General features: G+C 64.6%; 13 protein-coding genes. 9 read left to right on the top strand and 4 right to left on the bottom strand.

The features are described 5' to 3' along the window. Nucleotides 1–21: 21 nt before the first annotated feature. Nucleotides 22–1518, bottom strand: a complete 1497-nt coding sequence (gspE, locus tag FAZ97_RS14300) for a type II secretion system ATPase GspE (RefSeq protein ID WP_158758969.1) — start codon at nucleotides 1516–1518, stop codon at nucleotides 22–24. Next, nucleotides 1515–3848 carry a type II secretion system secretin GspD gene (gspD, locus tag FAZ97_RS14295; RefSeq protein WP_158758968.1) on the bottom strand — a complete coding sequence of 778 codons (2334 nt, stop codon included), beginning with the start codon at nucleotides 3846–3848 and terminating at the stop codon, nucleotides 1515–1517. Before gspD ends, gspE begins: the two co-directional genes overlap by 4 nt. 509 nt (nucleotides 3849–4357) lie before the next feature. Between gspD and FAZ97_RS14290 the strand changes: the two genes are divergently transcribed. Together FAZ97_RS14290 and FAZ97_RS14285 are read left to right on the top strand one after the other, a co-directional pair. Next, on the top strand, nucleotides 4358–4804 hold the full coding sequence (locus FAZ97_RS14290; RefSeq protein WP_158758967.1) for a lytic transglycosylase domain-containing protein: 447 nt from the start codon (nucleotides 4358–4360) through the stop codon (nucleotides 4802–4804). 177 nt (nucleotides 4805–4981) lie between these two features. After that, on the top strand, nucleotides 4982–6310 hold the full coding sequence (locus FAZ97_RS14285) for a GTP-binding protein (RefSeq protein WP_158758966.1): 1329 nt from the start codon (nucleotides 4982–4984) through the stop codon (nucleotides 6308–6310). 146 nt (nucleotides 6311–6456) lie between these two features. Here the strand turns inward: FAZ97_RS14285 and FAZ97_RS14280 are convergent, their stop codons facing one another. Further along, a complete protein-coding gene (locus FAZ97_RS14280) occupies nucleotides 6457–6735 on the bottom strand; it encodes an HU family DNA-binding protein (RefSeq protein ID WP_027815965.1) in 279 nt (92 codons plus the stop codon). Between the two features lie 464 nt (nucleotides 6736–7199). Between FAZ97_RS14280 and mnmC the strand changes: the two genes are divergently transcribed. The 7 genes from mnmC to FAZ97_RS14245 all read left to right on the top strand — a co-directional run bounded on the left by mnmC (nucleotide 7200) and on the right by FAZ97_RS14245 (nucleotide 16988). Then, nucleotides 7200–9176, top strand: a complete 1977-nt coding sequence (mnmC, locus tag FAZ97_RS14275) for a bifunctional tRNA (5-methylaminomethyl-2-thiouridine)(34)-methyltransferase MnmD/FAD-dependent 5-carboxymethylaminomethyl-2-thiouridine(34) oxidoreductase MnmC (RefSeq protein ID WP_158758965.1) — start codon at nucleotides 7200–7202, stop codon at nucleotides 9174–9176. 988 nt (nucleotides 9177–10164) lie between these two features. Then, a complete protein-coding gene (locus FAZ97_RS14270) occupies nucleotides 10165–11370 on the top strand; it encodes a cation:proton antiporter (RefSeq protein WP_158758964.1) in 1206 nt (401 codons plus the stop codon). A gap of 55 nt (nucleotides 11371–11425) precedes the next feature. Next, on the top strand, nucleotides 11426–12541 hold the full coding sequence (locus FAZ97_RS14265; RefSeq protein ID WP_158758963.1) for a YbdK family carboxylate-amine ligase: 1116 nt from the start codon (nucleotides 11426–11428) through the stop codon (nucleotides 12539–12541). A 781-nt stretch (nucleotides 12542–13322) separates the two neighbouring features. Beyond that, a complete protein-coding gene (locus FAZ97_RS14260) occupies nucleotides 13323–13961 on the top strand; it encodes a MarR family winged helix-turn-helix transcriptional regulator (protein WP_158758962.1) in 639 nt (212 codons plus the stop codon). Between the two features lie 250 nt (nucleotides 13962–14211). Next, nucleotides 14212–14940 carry a glutamine amidotransferase gene (locus tag FAZ97_RS14255; RefSeq protein WP_158758961.1) on the top strand — a complete coding sequence of 243 codons (729 nt, stop codon included), beginning with the start codon at nucleotides 14212–14214 and terminating at the stop codon, nucleotides 14938–14940. A 128-nt stretch (nucleotides 14941–15068) separates the two neighbouring features. Continuing rightward, complete coding sequence (locus FAZ97_RS14250; RefSeq protein WP_158758960.1) at nucleotides 15069–16181, top strand: NADH:flavin oxidoreductase/NADH oxidase; 1113 nt, start codon at nucleotides 15069–15071, stop codon at nucleotides 16179–16181. Between the two features lie 300 nt (nucleotides 16182–16481). Further along, the gene (locus FAZ97_RS14245) at nucleotides 16482–16988 is read left to right on the top strand and encodes an SET domain-containing protein (RefSeq protein ID WP_158758959.1); all 507 of its coding nucleotides are present in this window, start codon (nucleotides 16482–16484) and stop codon (nucleotides 16986–16988) included. A 79-nt stretch (nucleotides 16989–17067) separates the two neighbouring features. On the opposite strand, the gene FAZ97_RS14240 is transcribed toward FAZ97_RS14245, so the two are convergent. Further along, nucleotides 17068–18636 (bottom strand): sensor histidine kinase, encoded by a 1569-nt coding sequence (locus FAZ97_RS14240; RefSeq protein WP_158758958.1) that lies wholly within the window; start codon nucleotides 18634–18636, stop codon nucleotides 17068–17070. Between the last annotated feature and the right edge of the window lie 76 nt (nucleotides 18637–18712).

The raw sequence follows: 18712 nt of genomic DNA, 5'->3' as shown, positions 1-18712 counted from the left end.
GGTGGTTCATCTTGCGGCCCATCAGGCGCCGCCCGTCACGCGCAACACTTCTTCGAGCGAAGTCCTGCCCGCGTCGATCCAGCGCTCGCCGTCTTCGCGCAGCGTGCGCATTCCTTGCGCGCGGCCGGCCTCGAAAATCTCCGCATCGGCGGCATTGCGGTGGATCAGCGCACGAATCGGCTCGTCGATGAGCAGCAGTTCATACACGCCGCGCCGCCCCTGGTAGCCCGAATGACCGCAGCGCTCGCACCCCACCGGATGCCAGCGCTTGCGGCCGTCGTCTTCCACGCGCTCTTCCTTGCACACGGGGCAGAGCTGGCGCACGAGGCGCTGCGCGAGTACGCCGAGCAACGACGAAGCGAGCAGATACGGCTCGACACCCATGTCGGTCAAACGCGTGACCGCCGAGGCGGCGTCATTGGTGTGGAGCGTGGCGAGCACGAGGTGGCCCGTTAGCGAGGCCTGCACGGCGATCTGCGCGGTTTCGAGGTCGCGGATTTCACCGATCATGATGATGTCCGGGTCCTGACGCAGGATCGAGCGCAACGCGCGCGCGAACGTCATGCCGATGCGCTCGTTCACCTGGGTCTGCCCGATGCCCGAGAGGTCGTACTCGATCGGGTCTTCCACGGTCATGATGTTGGTCGTAGCCGTTTCGAGCCGCGACATCGAAGCATAGAGCGTAGTCGTCTTGCCCGAGCCCGTCGGGCCGGTCACGAGCACGATGCCGTGCGGCTTCGCGATCAGCTGGTCGAACTTGCCGAGCGTGTCGGCGGCCATGCCGAGCGCTTCGAGATTCAGCCGCTGCGCGTCTTTTTCGAGCAGACGCAGCACCGCGCGCTCGCCGTGGCCCGTGGGCAGCGTGGAGACGCGCACGTCCACCGGACGCCCGCCCACACGCAGCGTGATGCGGCCGTCCTGCGGCAGGCGTTTCTCGGCGATGTCGAGCTGCGCCATGATCTTGATACGCGAGATGAGCGCGCCATGCAGCGCCTTCTTCGGGCGCACGACGTCGCGCAGCGTGCCGTCCACGCGAAAGCGCACGACCGAGGCGTTCTCGAACGGCTCGATGTGAATGTCCGATGCCTGCTCGCGCGCGGCCTGCGTGAGCAGCGCGTTGATCATGCGGATGATCGGTGCGTCGTCTTCGGACTCCAGCAGATCTTCCACTTCTGGAATGTCCTGCATGAGGCGCGAGAGATCGACTTCGCCTTCGACTTCGCCCACCACCTGCGCAGCGCTGCCGTCCTGGCGCGCGTAAGCCTGATTGATGGCCTGCGCGAGTTCGTCGGCGGGCACGCGCACGAGTGCGAACGCGCCGAAGTTGCGCGCGACCTCGGCGATGGCGGCCTGCGACGTGCGCTCGCTGATCCACACTTCGAGGCCTTCGGCGCGCTGCTGGGCCACGAGAATCTGGCCGCTGCGCGCGAAGCCGTACGGCACGAGGCGAGCGGCGAGCGGCGAGGGCGGCTCACGTTCTGAGCCGCTGGTGGCCGCAGGCGCGTGAGGCGTGCTCACGGCTGCACCCGCGTCGTGGCAGGCGCCGCCTGTTGCACCGGCGTGGTTTCCACGGGCATCGTTTGCACGGGTTCGGCGGGCTGCATCTGCACGGCGCTGGCCGGCTTCGCGGGCGCCGCGGGCTGCACGCCCAGCGCCTGCTGACGCCGCATCTGGTCGAGATCGAACAGGTTCAGCGCCGATCCGCCCTCGCTCGGGCCGAGCGGCATCGGCGGCACGACCGGGTCGTCCCTATCCTTGATCAGGTTGTTGTCGGACTTGTATGCGCCCGTCACGCCCTGGATATAGTCGTAGCGGTTCGACGTGACCGCTTGCGCCGTGTCGCGGTCGCTGATGATCACCGGACGCAGGAACACCATCAGGTTCGTCTTCTCGCGCGTCTTGTTTTCCGAGCGGAACAGCTGCCCGATCCACGGAATGTCGCCGAGCAGCGGCACCTTGCTGTTGGCGACCTGGTAGTTGTCCTGCATCAGGCCGCCGAGGACGATGATCTCGCCGTTGTCGGCCAGCACGGTCGACTGGATCGAACGCTTGGTGAACTCGGGGCCCGCCGGATTGGTCGTCGCGTTGGTCGTGCCCGTCACGATCGCCGAGTCTTCCGTGTACAGCTGCAGCTTGAGGATGCCGCCGTCGGTGATCTGCGGCTTGATGTGCAGCGTCAAGCCCACGTCCACACGGTCGTAGGTGTTGAACGCCGTGCTCGCCGTGCCGCTCGTGAGGTTCGAATACGAACCCGTCTGGATCGGCACGTTCGTACCGACGACGATCTTCGCTTCCTGGTTGTCGAGCGTGATGAGGTTAGGCGTGGACAGCACGTTCGCGTCGGCCGTTTGCGAGAGCGCTTGCAGCAACGCGCCAAGCCCCTGCACGCCGAAGATGTTCTTGATCCAGCCCACATTCAGGCCTTGCTGGAGGCTGGAAGCCCCGAGCGCGTTCGCGAGGCCGCCGGTACTCGCAGCGGCTGCCGCGGCCGCCGTCAGGTTGACGATGCTGTTGCCGCTGCCGGTGGCGAGATTGGTACCCGCATACACATTGCCGCTCGCAACCTGCCACTGAATGCCCAGGTTGGCGTTGGTCGTGGAGTTCAGCTCGACGATCAGCGCTTCGATGTAGACCTGCGCGCGGCGCGCATCGAGCTGATTGATCACGGAGCGCAGATTGCGGTACACCGCGTCCGGCGCCGTGATGATCAGCGAGTTGGTTGCCGGGTCCGCCTGGATCATGCCGCCCGGCTGGTTGTCGTCGCCCTTGTCCTTGTCGCCGCCGAGGAACGGCGCTTCGTTGCTGCCGCCGCCGCTGCCATAGGAACTGCCGCCCCCGAGCGAACTGCCCGAGGACGTGCCGCCGCCGAGCGAACTCGACGGCAGCGGCGGCGTGCCGGAGGTGCCGGTCGACGTGCTGCTGCCGCCGCCGCTATTGCCGCTCTGGTTGAAACCATTCGCGCTACCCGACGACGATGAATCGTTGCCGCCCTTGCCGAGCATGCCGCGCAGCGTCTTGGCAAGCTGCGTGGCGTCGGCGTTGCGCAGCGGGACGACGTGAATGTTGCCCGGCATGCTCGTCGGCGCGTCGAGCTGCTTCGAGAGCTGGACGGCGGAGGCGAGGCGTTGCGCGTTCGAGGCGCGCAGCATCAGCGAGTTGGTGCGCGGGTCGGCGACGACCGAAACCTTGAGCGACGGGTCCGAGGCGCCGATCGCGCCCGGGTCGAGCATCTTCGCGATTTGCGGCGCGATGTCGAGTGCATTGGCGTTGTGCAGCGGCACCACCTGCACCTGCTGGCCGGCGGCCGAGTCCACACCCGCGATGATCGAAGCGATGCGGCGCACGTTGTCCGCGTAATCGGTCACGATGAGCGTGTTGTTGCCCGGGTAGGCAGCAATGGTGTTGTTCGGCGAAATGAGCGGGCGCAGCACGGGCAGCAGGTTATTCGCCGACTCGTGGCGCAGCGTGAACACCTGGGTCACCACCTGATCGCCACGCGCGGTAGGCGCATTGCCGACATAGGTGGGCACGCCCTGCAGCTTGGCGTCGGCCTCGGGCACGACCTTCAGTACGCCGTGATCCTGCACGAGCGCGAAGCCTTGCATACGCAAAGCCGACTGCAGGGTCTTGAGCGCCTGGTCTTCAGGTACGGGATTCTCGGAGACGAGATTGAGCTGCCCCTTCACGCGGGGGTCGACGATGATGGTTTTGCCGGTGGCGGCGCCAATTGCCTTCGCCACCTGATCGATGTCGGCGTTGACGAAATTGAGCGTGACCTGCGCATAGGCAAGCTGTGCGGTAATGAGTCCGCTCACGAGCAGCGCCGTGGCGACGCGACGCAAAGCCATACGATTTCTTCTCATGGGTGTCTTATCGAAGCCAGCGGCAGACGCGCGCGGCTATTCGTCCTCGACGTACGGCTGTGGGGCCGACTCGCCTGTACTTTTCTGACTAACTTCCGACTGGTGTCGGCGCCGGCTCTCCTCGGCCCGGACGTCCGTTAGTCAACAAAAGATGGAACAGTAGCAGTTTTTCATGTCGAATTTGTCACAAAAAATGGGTCTCCGGGGAATTCTTCTAATCCCCGAGCCGCGCCAGCTATCAATCCCAAGCCATTTGTAAGCATGCGGACGCCTTGTCCGGGCGGCCAGCTTGACGCTTCATCGGTGACCGGTATCATACGAGCGGCCCGAACGATGGCCAACGCACTTTTGAGCCTTCTTTATGTGGGAATTCCCGCATTGCTCGCCAGAAAACAGGCCAGCAAGCGAGAGATTGCGTCATCCTTGCGTCATCCTTCAGGCAGCACGGTTCGCTTCCTTACTTGCCCTTTCGTCAGCTTTTCGCGTGAGTTGCCATGCAGAACATCTGGTCCGCTACGCTTGCCGCCGCCGTGGTGCTCGTCACCGCGAGCGCCAGCACGCTCGCGCACGCGGACTGTTTCGACGAGGCCGCGCGCTACCAGAAGGTCAATCCGCTGATCCTGCGCGCCATCGCCTGGCAGGAGTCGCACAACCGCCCGGACGCGGTACACAGGAATGCGAACGGTTCGATCGACTACGGCGTCATGCAGATCAATTCCGTGCATCTGCCCGTGCTCTCGCAGTACGGCATCTCGCAAAGCACGCTCATGGAGCCGTGCAAGAACGTCTATATCGCCGCGTGGCATCTGCGCCAGAAGATGAACAAGTACGGCAACACATGGGCGGCCATCGGCGCTTACCATTCCGAAACGCCAAACCTGCGCGACCAGTACGCGCAGCAAATCGCCGACATTCTGCGCAAGTGGCATCTCATGCAATAGCCATGCAGTAGTGCGCCTGCGCGCGAACCGCGTGCTCGCGCCCTGAAAGCGGCGGTTCGCGCGCCCGGCACCCGGCGCGCGCATGGTGCAAAATGCAGGCTTGCGCCGCTCCCTTACGAGGATTTCGATCCTTTCGCGCGGCACGCCTCCCGACTCACTTTCTGCACCCTAACTGCGATGAACCAGCCGCCACTGCCCGTCACCGTGCTCTCGGGTTTTCTGGGCGCGGGCAAGACCACGCTGCTCAACCATATCATTTCGAACCGCGCGGGCCTGCGCGTCGCGGTGATCGTGAACGACCTCGCCTCGGTGAACGTCGACGCCGCGCTCGTGCGCGACGCGTCGGCGCTCTCGCGCGTGGAAGAGCGCGTGGTCGAAATGTCGAACGGCTGCATTTGCTGCACGCTGCGCGACGATCTGCTCACCGAGATCCAGCGCCTCGCCGACCCGGCGCGCGCCGGCCAGCGCTTCGACGCCATCGTGATCGAATCGACCGGCGTGGCCGAGCCCATGCCGATCGCGGAAACCTTCACGTTCGCGGGCGAAGACGGCATCGCGCTCGACGCGTTCGCGCGCCTCGACACGATGGTCACGGTCGTCGACGCATTCAACTTCCTGCGCGACTACGCGAGCGCCGACCAGCTCGCGCAGCGGGGCGTCGCGGCAAGCGAGGAAGACGACCGCGCGATCGTGGAACTGCTCGTCGATCAGGTGGAGTTTTGCGACGTGCTCGTGCTCAACAAGGCCGACCTCGTAAGCGACGACGAACTCGCGCGCCTGCAGCACATTCTCGCGCGCATCAATCCGCGCGCCGTGCAGGTGGTGAGCCGCTTCGGCGATGTGCCTCTCGAGCAGGTGATCAATACCGGCCGCTTCGATTTCGATGCGGCCTCGAGCGCACCGGGCTGGCTTGCGTCGCTGCACGACCATGACCATTGCGACGACCCGGCGCATTGCCACGATCCGGCGCATACGCACGCGTCGCGCAGCGAAGCCGACGAGTACGGCATCAGCAACTTCGTTTATCGTGCGCGCCGCCCGTTTCATCCGGAGCGCTTCTGGGCGCTGCTCAACCAGGAGTGGAAGGGCGTGCTGCGCTCGAAGGGCTTCTTCTGGCTCGCCACGCGCAACGACGTGACGGGCACGCTCTCGCAGGCGGGCGGCGTGTGCCGCCACGGTCCCGCGGGCTCGTGGTGGGCCGCGCTGCCGCGCGAGGAATGGCCGCAGGACGCCGAGCTCGAAAAGGAAATCGCCGCCGACTGGCAGGGCGATCTCGACGACCCGAGCGTCGGCGACCGCCGCCAGGAACTGGTGATGATCGGTGTGGATCTCGAGACCGACGCCTGGCGCGCGAAGTTCGATGCGTGCCTTCTCACCGATGCGGAGTACGCGGTGGGCCCCGAGGCCTGGCTGAACTACGCCGACCCGTTCCCGTCCTGGGAGCTGGATGACGACGATCACGATCATGACCACGGCGATCACGGCGAAATCGTCCATCGTCCCTAGTCGTCCCGGGTAGTCAGCGGGACGCACTCAATGCACAACGGCGCCGCAATCATGCGGCGCCGTTTGCTTTTTCGAGCGCGCCGCATAGACCGCGCAGACGAAAAAAAACCCGCCAGGGGCGGGTGTCAACTTAAAGCGGCAATGCCTTAGCGCTTGTTGACGGCGTCCTTGAACGCCTTGCCAGCCGTGAACTTGACGGTCTTGGCTGCGGGAATCTTGATGGTTTCGCCGGTCTTCGGGTTACGGCCCGTACGGGCTGCGCGCTTGCCCGAACCGAAGCTGCCGAAGCCGATCAGCTGAACCGCGTCACCCTTCGACACAGCCTTCTTGACCACTTCGAGGAGCGTGTCCAGCGTCTCGCCGGTTTGTGCCTTGCTAGCGCCCGTCTGTGCTGCGACGGCGTCGATCAGTTCCTGTTTATTCATTGAGAAGTTCCTTTCTGTGTTTAGGTTGACACGAACAGCGCGAACGCGCCGATTATACGGACGCGTGCCGCGCCGTCGAGCAGCGACGGACCCGGAGCACCCCGGCGTTTTTCGCGTTGCGGCGGCTAGCGTGTGTCTGATGCCGCAACGTCCGTGCTGCCGCTTCCCTGGGCGGCGCTTGCTATGATAGCGCAGCGCAAACCCAATAACGACAAGGGTTTCGAAGATTTCGCGCGGGATATGCGGGTTTTTTGGCGCTTGTAGACGTTTTAGGGGTGTCCACCCCCGCAAATCCCCGCGCTTGCGGTGTTTTTCCCGCCGCACGCGTTGCGCCGCGCCAACGCAGCATGCGCGCAAACGCCGTCCTGGCAAGCGTTTGCGGCAATGCGATCAGGCTTCGCCACACGCTTTTTCCGGCCGCTTTGCGTTCTCGTTTCTTCCTCACCTCTCGCTTCGCGCTCCTCATGACCGCCACCCTGATACCCGCCACGCTCGCTTTTCGGGAAGACGGCACGCCGTTTTCGCCTGTCTATGGCGACATCTATCACAGCACGGGAGGCGCATTCGCACAGGCTCAAGCCGTCTTTCTGAACGGCAATGCGCTGCCCGAGCGCTGGCAAGACCGGCGGATCTTCACCGTGGTCGAAACCGGCTTCGGCATGGGTGTGAACTTTCTCGCCACATGGGCGGCATGGCGCGACGATCCGGCGCGCTGCGAACGCCTGCATTTCGTTTCGGTGGAAAAACATCCGTTCGCGCGCAACGATCTGCGGCGCGCACTCGACGCAGTCGTTGCGCACGCACGCGAAGCGCCGCTCGCGCGCGAACTCGTAAACGCGTGGCCGATGCTTGTTCCGGGCACGCACCGCCTGGAATTCGAAGGCGGACGCGTGACGCTCACGCTCGTTTTTGGCGACGCGCTCGAGGTATTTCCCAAAATGTGGATGCGTGCCGATGCAATCTACCTCGACGGCTTCGCTCCTTCGAAGAATCCCGAGCTCTGGTCTGCGGCCATTTTCAAGGCGCTTGCGCGTATTGCCGGCGAGGACGCCACCTTCGCGACCTGGAGCAGTTCGGGCGACGTGAAGCGCGCGCTCGAGCAAAGCGGCTTCGAATACCGCAAGGTGCCAGGCTTCAATGGCAAGTGGGCGATGCTGGTCGGCCGCTTCGCGCCGCGCTGGCGCGTGCGCCGTTACGAGCCGCCGCTGCCGCTTGCGCTGCGCGAACGGCACGCCGTCGTCGTGGGGGCGGGGCTTGCCGGCTGCGCGCTCGTCGAGCGGCTGGCCGCGCGCGGCTGGCGCGTGACGCTGATCGAACGCAACGCCGCGCCTGCCCTGGAAGCATCGGGCAATCCGGCCGGCGTGTTTCATCCGCTGATTTCCCGCGACGACAGCAGCGCGTCGCGCATCACGCGTGCGGGGTTTCTCTATGCACTGCGACGCTGGGCCGCGCTCGAAGCCGCAGGCCATGCGCCCACGCGCTCGCGCGCCGGTTTGCTCCATCTCGCCACCGACGACGAATCGCGGGCGGTAGCCGGCGCTTTGGATTCGTTCGGGTATCCCGAAGAATTCGTGAGCGCCGTCACGCGCGAGCAGGCGCAGGCGCTGGCCGGCGTCGCGCTCAATCAGGGCGGATGGTTCTATCCGCAAGGCGGCGCGATCGATCCGGCATCGCTTTGCCGCGCTCAATGCGCCTACGCCGCCGCGTTGCCTCACGCCCAGGTCGAAACACATTTCGGTGTGCGTATCGGTCACATCGCGCGCGCAGGCGATCAAGAACCCGGCGAATGGCAGGTGTTCGACGACGCCGGACGGCTCGTCGCCCAGGCGGCCGCGGTGATCTTCGCCAACGCTCAGGACGCCTCGCGGGCGGCGGCGCTCGCTCATGCGCCCACGCGCATCGTGCGCGGCCAGCTCACGCTGGTCGATCCGAGCCCGCTCGCGAACCTGCGCGTGCCCGTGATCGGCGAAGGCTATGCGGTGCCCCTCGACGGCGGCGTGACGCTCGCGGGCGCCACGTACGAAGTCGACGACGCCGACGACGCGCTACGCGCCGCCGGGCACGTCGAGAATATCGAACGCGTCGCGCACATGCTGCCGGAGCTTACGGCTGCTCAAGGCGAGCGCGATTTCGCAGGCCGCGTGGCGTTCCGCTGCGTGACGAGCGACCGCATGCCGATGCTCGGGCCGCTCGCCGACGAAGACGCCGCCCGCCGCGACGCGCAGCGTCTGGCCGGCGCGTGGCCGCTCGATCTGCCGCGCGCAAGCGGCCTCTATGGCGCGTATGCATTCGGCTCGCGCGGGCTCGTTTGGGCGAGCCTGGGGGCGGAGCTGATCGCGTCGCAACTCGAAGGCGAGCCGTGGCCGATGGAGCGCGAACTCGCCGATCAGCTGGATCCGGCGCGCTTTCTCCAGCGCGCCTTGCGCCAGCGCAGTCTCTGAGCGCGGCGCACGAAAAAGAGCTGAAAAAGCCTGCCCGGTTATCCACGCGAATCTGTGGATAACCGCGCGAATTGACGGCGAATGGAGTGTGGAACCGGTGTGGACGTAAACGGGGTAACTCGGCGCGCTCCGTTCCAGGCCAAAAAGTTGTTCTTCGAAGCGCCCGCGGACCGCACACACTTTGCGCGCGGTTGTGCGAGCGCCAACTCCCGGATTCCTTTCGGTAAACCTGAGTTATCCACAGGAAACCCAGGCCCTTGTTAACTTCTACTACGTATACATACGGTAAACCGTAAACCCGAAGCTAACGCCACCGCTACCGGCAAACACGGCCCAACCGGAGTTTGAAAAACCTGACGAAAGCCACCTGTCGACGCGGTCATTTTTTCCGCATACTTCGCTAAATGCGCACAATGCGGACGCTATTACCGTCTCTGTCGATGCTTTCGAAGAGCGGGGGACAATTGCAAAAAAGCTATGGCACAATCGCCGTTCTTTCCGCGTCAAACGCCGCATCAGACGGTCGACGCTTCCAAGGAACGGTTGCCCCTCATCCTGAATCTGAATGCTCAGGGTAGACGGCAGCGTTCGTTCATCCAACGCGGGCGCAGCCACACCACACGCAAGGCGCCCGTACCGGCTGTTCGCCGCACCGTCACGTGCCGGCGCACTGCTTTGCCGCAGCGTTTTGCCGTAGCGTTTGCCATAGTGTTTGCCGCACTGTTTGCCCGCACTCGCCGCAGAAAGCGCTAATTCGCGCCAGTTCGCCATGTCGTCAGATCGTTGACCCAGCCGGCTGTACCGGTTGGCGCGAACCGCGCGGGGCGCAGAGCAAGCACGCACCAGACGGCGAGTAGAGGTGTCGTTCGCCTCGTGCGGCACGCGGTTTGCCTGCGGTCTGCCTGATTGCCAGCCGTATGTCGATCCAACGTCGGACAGCCGGATTCGTTCCCACGCAAGATGTCGTTGCCAAGGAGAAGCCACCACGATGAAGTCGGCGTTTTCGTTTTTTCCCGCCTGGCCGTTGCCGCTCGACGGTATTTTCTGGGCCGGGCTCGCGCTGCTCGCCGCCGGTTTGTGCGGCGAGCTTTGTTATCGGGCGTGGCGCTTGCCGCGGATCTCGGGCTATGGGGTGATCGGGCTGATTGCCGGTTCGGCCGGGTTTGGCGTGGTCGACGCCAATGTCGGCACGTCCGCGCGGCCGCTGCTCGACGTCGCGCTCGGCCTGCTGCTGTTCGAACTCGGCAGCCGGCTCGACCTGCGCTGGATCCGCCGCAATCCGTGGCTCATCCTTTCGAGTCTCGCCGAAGCCTCGCTCACCTTCGTGCTCGTGCTCGCAGTGCTGCTGTTTCTTTCCGTGCCGACCATGATCGCGCTCGTCGTGGCCGCGATCGCCATGGCGACGTCGCCCGGCATGGTGATCCAGCTCAAGACCGAGTTGCGGGCGGAAGGCCAGGTCACGCAGCGTTTGCTCACGCTCACGGCGCTCAACAGCATGTACGCGGTGATCATCGAAAAGCTCGCGTCGAGCTGGCTGCATCAGGAAATCTACGGCAACGTGTTCGCGACGATCCTGCAGCCGCTCTATCTGCTGATCGGCTCGCTGATTCTCGCGTTCGTGCTCGCGCGCGCGTGCACGCTGTTTTACCGGCGGCTGAGCCCGCAGGACGAACACTCGTTTGTCGCGCTCTTCGGCCTCGTGCTGCTGGCGATCGCCATGGCGCACCTGCTCAAGCTTTCGACGATTCTGAGCCTGCTTGCCGCCGGCATCATCGTGAAGAATCTGGAGCCGCGTCCCCAACTGTGGCCGCAGCATTTCGGCACGGCTGGATGGCTGCTGACGGTGATTCTGTTCGTGCTTACGCTCACGACCTTCGAGTGGCACGACGTACTCATGGGCGGCGCGGCCGCGGCGGGTCTGATCGTCGCGCGCCTCGTGGGCAAGCTCGTCGGCGTGTTGATGTTCGCCAAACCGAGCGGGCTGCACTGGAAGCAGGGGGTAGCGCTCGGCATCGCCTTGACGCCGATGTCTGCGCTCGCGCTGCTGCTCGTCGAGGACACCTACGAGCTTTATCCGACGTTCGATCCGCGCCTGCGCGCGATCATCCTTTGCTCGATCGTCGTGCTGCAGCTTTTCGGACCCTGGCTGGTCTATCGCGCGCTTGCCCTCGTCGGCGAACGCGGCGAAGAATGAAACTCGCGTCGCGCGCGGCCGGCGGCTCGCGCGCAACGCCCTGATAGGGGACGCCATGTCACTCGAAACATTTGTCGATTCGAAGCCGTTCACGTTCGGCATCGAACTCGAAATGCAGATCGTCAACACGCACGACTACGATTTGACCAAGGCGGGCAGCGACCTCATGCGCCTCGTCAAAGATCAGGAGATTCCGGGCAACATCACGCCCGAAATCACCGAAAGCATGATTGAGCTTTCCACCGGTATCTGCACGAATCACGAGCAGGCCGTGGCCGATCTGCGCAAGATCCGCGACGTGCTCGTCGCTGCGGCCGATCGTCTCAATGTCGGCCTGTGCGGTGGCGGTACGCACGCGTTCCAGCAATGGAGCGACCGGCGCATCGTCGATACGCCGCGCTTTCAGTATCTTTCCGAGCTGTACGGCTACCTTGCGAAGCAGTTCACGGTGTTCGGCCAGCACGTGCATATCGGCTGCCCGGACGCGGACAGCGCGCTTTTCCTGCTGCACTCCCTTTCGCGCTTCATCCCGCATTTCATCGCGCTCTCGGCGTCGTCGCCCTATGTGCAGGGTGTGGACACCGGATTTCATTCGGCACGACTGAATTCCGTTTTCGCGTTTCCGCTGTCGGGCCGCGCGCCGTTCGTGCTCAGCTGGGAGGAGTTCAAGGAGTACTTCTCGAAGATGGTGCACACGGGCGTTGTCAACAGCATGAAAGACTTTTACTGGGATATCCGCCCGAAACCCGGTTTCGGCACGATCGAGGTGCGCGTGATGGACACGCCGCTTTCGGTGGAGCGCGCCGCCGCGATCGCCTGCTACATCCAGACGCTCGCACGCCATTTGCTCACCGACCGGCCGATCGCGCCGCTCGAGGACGACTATCTCGTGTACACGTTCAACCGCTTCCAGGCGTGCCGCTTCGGGCTCGCCGGCACCTGCGTGAATCCGCAGACGGGCGAGCGCCGCACGATTTCCGAAGACATCCTCGAAACGCTGGACCGGATCGCGCCGCACGGCGAGGCGCTCGGTTCGACGCGCGCGCTCACGGAGATCGGCACGATCGCCCGCGCGCAGAACAACGACGCCACCTGGCTGCGCAGCGTGGTGGCCGAGGAAAAATCGCTGCACGAAGCCGTGCGGCAACAGTGCTTGCGCTGGCGCGCCTGACGCGAATCAAAAAAGGCGGAGCCGGCGGACGCACAGGACCACTGACCGATTTTCGCGGGGCGCCAGAAGCGCCTCCACGCCGGCAAAACAGGATGCAAGGGCAGCTTTCGGGCTGCCCTTTGCGCTTTCGGGGGCCGGGAAACGGATAAGAGGCGGGCAGCAAGCCGCCACCAAGCGGGCCCAAAAACGGGTCGCGTTGGTTCCGCGCGCCACTTTTTTTGAGGTCGACAAAATTTTTTTTTGGTGGCTTTAAGGTACCTGGGGGTTCTTATTTTTTTTGACCTGGGTCCAGACATGGTCCATATTCATGGACAGATGGCACCACTGAGCTGCGGGTAACCTCGATTTCCCTGCAAACTCAATGGACTACGTAATGATTGGTTAGCCACAATCAGGCAGATTCCAGTTGCGTTTGAGGCAGAAATCCGCGATAACCTGCATGGATCACGGGGCGGCGATTGTGAGCGCTCAAGAATCTGTCCACATAGCAATAGCGTGCTTATCAACGGGTTATCCACAATTCGCGTTGGATAAGTTAGCTGTGCGATTTGCCGCTCTCGCATAGAATGTCGGTTTGCTGCACTGGCACCGGGACTTGAAGGATGTTTTCGGGGTCTGTGGCAAGAAAAATGACAGTGCGACGCACACCTTGGCGTGCGCGTTGCAGGTTTTTTGAGATGGTGCGGCGTTCGGGACAACCGGGTGCCAGCGTTCCCACAGGCCGTCGGTCAAAGCGGCGGCTGACGATGCAGCGCAAGCTGCCAATAACCAGCGAAAGACTATGAGCGAAGGCGTATACGGAGAGCAGGCAGCCGGGCGGGTGACCCATAGCCTGCTGCGACTCAGCACGGCTATGCGGAGCCAGGCGTGGGACTGGGCCGAAGGGGCAGGACTCACGCCGACCCAGGGCGAAATTCTCGTGCTGCTGATGCAGCGTAAGGGGCCGATGCGCCTCGGCGAGATCGCGCGTGAAACGGCCCTCACGGCCGCGACCACCAGCGATGCGGTGAGCACGCTCGAAACCAAGGGGCTCGTCGAAAAGCGTCGCGCGCTCGACGACGGCCGCGCACTCGCGGTGCGTCTGACCTCGCGCGGCCGCACGGCGGCGAAGAAGGCGTCGCAGTGGCCCGACTTCCTCTCGAAGGCGGTTGGCACGCTGAAGGCGGACGAACAGTCCACGCTTTATCGCTCGCTGCTCAAGACGGTTTATCTGCTCGAAGCGCAGGAAACCAGCCCGCAGCACCGCATGTGCCTGACCTGCTCGCATTTCGAGCCGAGCAAGAACCCGAAGAAGACGCCGCATCACTGCCAGCTTCTGAACATCGACATGGCTGACACCGATCTGCGTCTCGATTGCTCGGTCTACGAACAGGCCGACGTGACGACCCAGAAGAAAAACTGGAAGATCTTCGCGGTTTAAGGCCACAACTGCGCCGCCGCCCAAGGGCGGCCGGCGCGCATTAGCGCCTGCGCGCGTCATGCATGTAATGCACGGTAATACCAGGCATCGCGACGTCGAATGCGTGCCGGTATGATGTGCGTGGCAATTTGTGTAGTTCTCGAAAGTATTTGCCACACGTTGTTGTCACGACCGTAGGCGCAAGCGTTCGCCCGCGCCGTACAAAAACGGCAACGTGCAAGCCGTCCACAGCCGACCCGGGAATCTGCCGATGAATCGCGAAGTATTGGCTGTGCGCCATGTCTATTTCGAGGACCTCGGCAGCTTCGAGCGTGTGCTCGGCGACCGTGGACGTCCCGTGCGCTACGTCGACGTCGGCTTCGCCCGCGTGGGCGCGCTCAATCCCTTGTCGGCGTCGCTCATGGTCGTGCTCGGCGGCCCGATCAATGCGTGCGACGACGCACGCTATCCCACCCTCGTCCCTCTTGCCGCGATGATCGAAAAGCGCATCGCGGCGGGTCTGCCTACGCTCGGCATTTGCCTCGGCGCGCAGCTCATTGCGCGCGTGCTCGGTGCACGCGTGTATGCCGGGCCTCAGCCCGAAATCGGCTGGACTCCGCTCACGCTCACCGACGCCGGTCGCGCCTCGCCGCTGCAACATCTCGACGGCGCGGCGACCTCCATGCTGCACTGGCATGGCGATACCTTCGATCTGCCGCAAGGTGCAACGCGTCTCGCTTCCACGCCGCTGTGCGAGAACCAGGCGTTTTCGTGGGGCGACCACGTGCTCGGCCTGCAATGCCATCCCGAGGTGCGCGCCGACCGCTTCGAGCCCTGGCTGATCGGTAACGCCGCTGAAATCGCCACCGCGGGCGTGGACGTGAACGCGCTGCGCGATGAGACGGCGCGCCGCGGGCCGACGCTCGAAGTGCAGGCGAGCCGCATGTTCGGCGAATGGCTGGACGCCGTCGACGCCCGCATGGCCGCGCGCCAACCCTGACCCGCGCCTGACCCCAACCTGATCCCTCGCGCGCGCGTGTCGCGCAGGCGCGGTGTGTTCCCTGTCGAACGCGTTAAAAAAGCGCGTGATATTCTCGGACGCTTCTGCCAACCGTCCGTGGACCTCCCATGAGCACGCTCTTCACTCCGCTCGAACTGCGTGGCGTGACGCTCGCCAATCGCATCGTCGTTTCACCGATGTGCCAGTACTCCGCCGAGCGTGGCGAGGCCAACGACTGGCACATGATTCATCTCGGGCACCTGGCCCTTTCGGGCGCCGCGATGCTGTGTATCGAAGCGACGTCGGTCGAACCCGATGGCCGTATCACGCCGGGCGATCTCGGCCTGTGGGACGACGTGACCGAAGCCGCGCTCGAGCCCGTCATCGCCGCCATCCGCCGCCATTCGCCTATCCGCATCGCCATGCAGATTTCGCACGCTGGGCGCAAGGCGTCGAGCCATGTGCCCTGGGAAGGCGGTCAACTGATTCCGGTCGCCGAAGGCGGGTGGCTGCCGCACGCGCCTTCGGCGCTCGCGCACAAGGAGGGCGAAGCGCCGCCGCTCGCACTCGACGTTGCGGGTCTGAATCGCGTGCGCGATGCGTTCGTGGCCACCGCGCGCCGCGCGGCGCGTCTTGGTATCGACGCGCTCGAAATACACGCGGCGCACGGCTATTTGCTGCACCAATTTCTTTCGCCAATCGCGAACCAGCGCAGCGACGAGTACGGCGGCTCGCGCGAGAACCGCATGCGCTTTCCGCTCGAAGTGTTCGATGCCGTGCGCGCCGAATTTCCCGCCGATCGCCCGATTGGTGTGCGCGTTTCGGCAACGGACTGGGTTGAAGGAGGCTGGACGCCTGACGACACGGTCGTGTTCGCACAGGCGCTCAAGGTGCGCGGCGCGGACTGGATCGACGTGTCGACAGGGGGCGTGTCGCCGCTGCAAAAAATCCCGCTCGAGCCCGGCTATCAAGTGCCGTTCGCACGCAAGGTGAAGGCCGAAACCGGCATGACGACGATTGCGGTGGGCCTCATCACCGATGCCTTGCAGGCCAATCAGATCGTCGAAGACGGCGAAGCCGACATGATCGCGATGGCGCGCGCGATGCTCTACGATCCGCGCTGGCCGTGGCACGCCGCGGCACAACTCGGCGCGAGTGTGAGCGCGCCACCGCAATACTGGCGCTCGCAGCCGCGCGAGTTGAAGAAGCTGTTCGGCGAGACGACGCTCGGCCAGCGCTGATGCGGAGCGCGCAGCGCTCGTTTCGCGGCGCATATGGGTTGAACGAAAGCGGCGCGAGCGTGTACGATGCCGTCTGTGGCGCGCCGGGCGTCGCATGAGCGCGGCGCCCAATCGGCGCCGCGTTTGCGTACGGACCGCGACGAGGCACGCACGAAGTTTGATGCAAGGGCCGATGCAAGGCCAGGCAGACCGTCGGGCACGGCTTCATGAGAGAGCCGCAGGCGGCGCGCGCGAGGAAGTGTTTCAGGCGCCTGTCATGACCGGGACAGTCTCCCCCAGTACTTCACAAGGATTCATTCAATGAGTGAACGCAGGATCGTCGTGCGCCAGTCGGGCGTGCACGGCAAGGGCGTGTTTGCGGCGGTCCCCATTGCGACCGGCGAACGACTGATCGAATACAAGGGCGAGCGCATCTCCTGGAAGGAAGCGCTGCGGCGTCATCCGCATAATCCTGACGAACCGAATCACACGTTCTATTTCGCGCTCGACGACGGCGACGTGATCGACGGCAAGGTGAAGGGCAACAGTGCGCGCTGGATCAATCACTCGTGCGCGCCGAACTGCGAAGCCGAGGAAATCGAAGGACACGTCTATATTCACGCACTGCGCGATATCGCCGAAGGCGAAGAGCTGTTCTACGACTACGGCCTCGTGATCGACGCGAAGCAGACGAAGAAGCTCAAGCGCGAATACGAATGCCGTTGCGGTGCCCGCAAGTGCCGCGGCACGATGCTCGCGCCGCCCGACGACGACAAGTCCGCAAAGGGCGCGAAAGCGTCGAAGGGCAAGACCAAAAAGAAGAAGTAAGCGGCGCCACACACGTCGTCTTGCATCAAGCACAAGGGCCGCATGAGCGGCCCTTGTCGTTTGCGTGGCGGTTGCAGCGTCAGAGATCGATGCTTGCCTGGTGGGTCGGTTTCTTCTCGCGCGACGGCTCGTCGGATTTGAGCGCCTCGCGCTGTGCGGTTTCGGCGGCGCTGCCTTCCTTGCTGTCTCGCGTGTCTTTGACGTCCGCGCGAACCGGCGTGCGGACATTCGCAAGCGGCACGCGCACGATGAAGCGCGCACCGCCTTCCGGTGAATCTTCGTAGTGCACGCTGCCACGATGCAGCGCCATGATGTCGTGGACGATCGCGAGGCCAAGGCCCGCGCCGCCGTCCACGCCAGTCTCGCTCTGGGCGTCGCCGCGGAAGAATCGTTTGAAGAGATCCGCTTGTTGCAAAGCGGGCACGCCGCCGCCGTTGTCTTCCACGACGATCTCGGCCATCGGAACGCCGTCAACGGAGGACTGCGAAACAGTCACGGTGATGCGTCCGCCTTCCAGCCGCGCGGGCGGCAAATATTTGAGCGCGTTGTCGAGCAGATTCGCGATGACCTCGTGCAGCAGCACGGGGTTGCCGCGCACCATCAACGGCGTGTCGTTTTCGGGGTCGTCGAGACGCTGGAAACCGAGGTCGACATGGTTCGCCAGCGCGCGCGGCACCCACTCGGCGCCGGTCTCGAAAGCGAGCGCAGCCATGTCGATATCGACGAAACGCGCGGCTTGCTCACCCGGCTCCGCGCGCGCGAGCGAGAGCAACTGATTTGAGAGGCGCACCGCGCGATCGGCGGCCGAACGCAACTCGCGCACGGCGTCGCTGACCTTTTGCGGTTCGCGCGCGTTCACGGCCTGCTCGGCGTGCAGCTTCACCGCAGTGAGCGGGGTACGCAGCTGGTGGGCCGCGTCGGCGATGAACTTGCGCTGCGCGTCGAGCGCGGTCTTCAGACGGCCGAGCAGCGCGTTGAGTGCGCCAGTGAGCGGACGGATTTCGACGGGCACGTAGGTCTCGTCCACGGGCTCGAGCGACGTGTGCGTCTGGCGGTTGAGCGAGTCGGCTAGCGCGGTGAGCGGGTTGAGCTGCTGGTTGACGACGCGCCACACGATCACCCAGCCGGCGAGCAGCAGCAGCAGCAACGGCATCATGATCGCAACGAGAAATTCGGCCGCGATGCGGAAGCGATGATGCACGGGCTGACCGACTTCCACGACGATCGGATTACCGTGCGTCTGCGGCACGCGCACCTGGGCGACGCGCACGGTCACGCCCTTGTAGATCGTTTCGAACACGTACGCATAGTGCATGCGGCGCACGTTGGTGCCCTGCAGCGGCAGATCGTGGTCGCCCGCGATTTCCGTTTCACCGTTGCTGATGCGATAGATGAGGTGCTCTACGGGGTCGGAAAACATCGCCTGCGCAAGCGGCGGGACGGTATTGGGCGCATCGTCGCCAGCGATCTGGATCTGCCGGGAAATGGCCGTGGCGAGGTCGGCGAGCGAGCGGTCGACGACGTGCTGGGTGTACTGCCAGGCGAGCCAATAGGCGATCAGGCCGCTCATCAGCGCGAGCAGCGAAAGCGGGGCGGCGAGGCGCCGTAGCAGCGTGCGCCGCAGACTCGTCGCGGCAGGTGAGGACATGATGGCTTCGGGGCGAGTGATGAATCGTGGGTGCGGCGGCGTGTGCCGCACGGGACCGATCCATTGTACGCGGGCC

The sequence above is a fragment of the Paraburkholderia acidiphila genome (assembly GCF_009789655.1).
GTDB classification, from domain to species: domain Bacteria; phylum Pseudomonadota; class Gammaproteobacteria; order Burkholderiales; family Burkholderiaceae; genus Paraburkholderia; species Paraburkholderia acidiphila.
This window is presented reverse-complemented; position numbering and strand designations above follow the sequence as displayed.

What these genes read in the sequence shown, in the direction of transcription:
- FAZ97_RS14290 (WP_158758967.1), top strand. Translation starts at nt 4,358, where the DNA reads ATGCAGAACATCTGGTCCGCTACGCTTGCCGCCGCCGTGGTGCTCGTC.
- FAZ97_RS14270 (WP_158758964.1), top strand. Translation starts at nt 10,165, where the DNA reads ATGAAGTCGGCGTTTTCGTTTTTTCCCGCCTGGCCGTTGCCGCTCGAC.
- FAZ97_RS14280 (WP_027815965.1), bottom strand. Translation starts at nt 6,735, where the DNA reads ATGAATAAACAGGAACTGATCGACGCCGTCGCAGCACAGACGGGCGCT.
- FAZ97_RS14245 (WP_158758959.1), top strand. Translation starts at nt 16,482, where the DNA reads ATGAGTGAACGCAGGATCGTCGTGCGCCAGTCGGGCGTGCACGGCAAG.
- FAZ97_RS14285 (WP_158758966.1), top strand. Translation starts at nt 4,982, where the DNA reads ATGAACCAGCCGCCACTGCCCGTCACCGTGCTCTCGGGTTTTCTGGGC.
- gspD (WP_158758968.1), bottom strand. Translation starts at nt 3,848, where the DNA reads ATGGCTTTGCGTCGCGTCGCCACGGCGCTGCTCGTGAGCGGACTCATT.
- FAZ97_RS14255 (WP_158758961.1), top strand. Translation starts at nt 14,212, where the DNA reads ATGAATCGCGAAGTATTGGCTGTGCGCCATGTCTATTTCGAGGACCTC.
- FAZ97_RS14240 (WP_158758958.1), bottom strand. Translation starts at nt 18,636, where the DNA reads ATGTCCTCACCTGCCGCGACGAGTCTGCGGCGCACGCTGCTACGGCGC.
- FAZ97_RS14265 (WP_158758963.1), top strand. Translation starts at nt 11,426, where the DNA reads ATGTCACTCGAAACATTTGTCGATTCGAAGCCGTTCACGTTCGGCATC.
- FAZ97_RS14250 (WP_158758960.1), top strand. Translation starts at nt 15,069, where the DNA reads ATGAGCACGCTCTTCACTCCGCTCGAACTGCGTGGCGTGACGCTCGCC.
- FAZ97_RS14260 (WP_158758962.1), top strand. Translation starts at nt 13,323, where the DNA reads ATGAGCGAAGGCGTATACGGAGAGCAGGCAGCCGGGCGGGTGACCCAT.
- mnmC (WP_158758965.1), top strand. Translation starts at nt 7,200, where the DNA reads ATGACCGCCACCCTGATACCCGCCACGCTCGCTTTTCGGGAAGACGGC.